Origin of the sequence: Methylobacterium sp. WL8 (assembly GCF_008040045.1) — a bacterium.
In the GTDB taxonomy this organism is placed as follows: domain Bacteria; phylum Pseudomonadota; class Alphaproteobacteria; order Rhizobiales; family Beijerinckiaceae; genus Methylobacterium; species Methylobacterium cerastii.
This window is the reverse complement of the sequence record NZ_VRVF01000180.1, coordinates 1-1,405: the sequence shown is the minus strand read 5'-3', so window position 1 is coordinate 1,405 and position 1,405 is coordinate 1. Positions and strand designations below refer to the sequence as shown.

Genomic DNA, 1,405 nt, shown 5'->3' with positions numbered 1-1,405 from the left:
GCGACCTTCCGGCGGTTGCGGAGGCGGTTCGGTCTGAGATGATCGAGACCGTGTCGGTGACGGGCGGGCATCTCGGGTCCGGGCTCGGGGTGGTCGAGCTGACGGTGGCGTTGCACCACGTGTTCGACACGCCCGACGACCGGATCGTGTGGGACGTCGGGCACCAGGCCTACCCGCACAAGATCCTGACCGGCCGGCGCGACCGGATGCGGACGCTGCGGCAGGGCGGCGGGCTGTCGGGCTTCACCAAGCGCTCGGAGAGCGAGTACGACCCGTTCGGGGCGGCGCATTCCTCGACCTCGATCTCGGCGGCGCTGGGCATGGCGGTGGCGCGGGATCTCCACGCGGCGGCCGAGAAGGCGCGCGGGCACGAGGCGCCCAAGCGCCGCAACATGATCGCGGTGATCGGCGACGGCTCGATGTCGGCGGGCATGGCCTACGAGGCGATGAACAACGCCGGCGCGCTGCACTCGCGGCTGATCGTGATCCTGAACGACAACGACATGTCGATCGCGCCCCCTGTCGGCGCGATGTCGGCCTACCTCGCGCGCCTGGCGTCGGGCGGGGCGTATCGCGGCCTGCGCGAGACCGCCAAGCAGCTCGGCAAGCTGCTGCCGAAGGCGATCTACCAGCGTGCGGCGCAGGCCGAGGAGTTCGCCCGCGGGCTGATCGTCGGCTCGGGCACGATGTTCGAGGAGATGGGCTTCCACTACGTCGGGCCGGTGGACGGGCACAACCTCGACCACCTGCTGCCGGTGCTGAAGAACGTGCGCGACAGCGAGCAGGGTCCGATCCTGCTGCACGTCGTGACGCGCAAGGGCAAGGGCTACGCCCCGGCCGAGGCGTCGGCCGACCGCTACCACGGCGTGGTGAAGTTCGACGTGCTCTCGGGGGTGCAGACCAAGGCCAAGGCCAACGCGCCGGCCTACACGCGGGTGTTCGGCGAGAGCCTGATCAAGGCGGCGGACGCCGACGAGAAGGTGGTGGCGATCACCGCGGCGATGCCGGGCGGCACCGGCATCGACCTGTTCGGCAAGGCGCATCCCGACCGGACCTTCGACGTCGGCATCGCCGAGCAGCATGCGGTGACGTTCGCCGGAGGTCTCGCGACGGAGGGCTACAAGCCGTTCGTGGCGATCTACTCGACCTTCCTGCAGCGGGCCTACGACCAGGTCATCCACGACGTGGCGCTGCAGAACCTTCCCGTTCGCTTCGCCCTCGACCGGGCGGGCCTGGTGGGGGCGGACGGGGCGACGCATGCGGGCGCGTTCGACCTGGCGTATCTGTGCTGCCTGCCGAACATGACGGTGATGGCGGCGGCCGACGAGGCCGAGCTGGTGCACATGGTGGCGACCTGCCACGCGCACGATTCCGGCCCGATCGCGCTGCGCTACCCGCGCGGCGA

The 1,405-nt window shown here is 70.6% G+C and carries 1 protein-coding gene; it reads left to right on the top strand.

Annotated elements, in window-relative coordinates; all coding sequences use genetic code 11:
* A partial coding sequence (gene dxs / locus FV234_RS25770; protein ID WP_246686317.1) for a 1-deoxy-D-xylulose-5-phosphate synthase occupies nt 1-1,405 on the top strand: 1,405 nt, incomplete at both ends.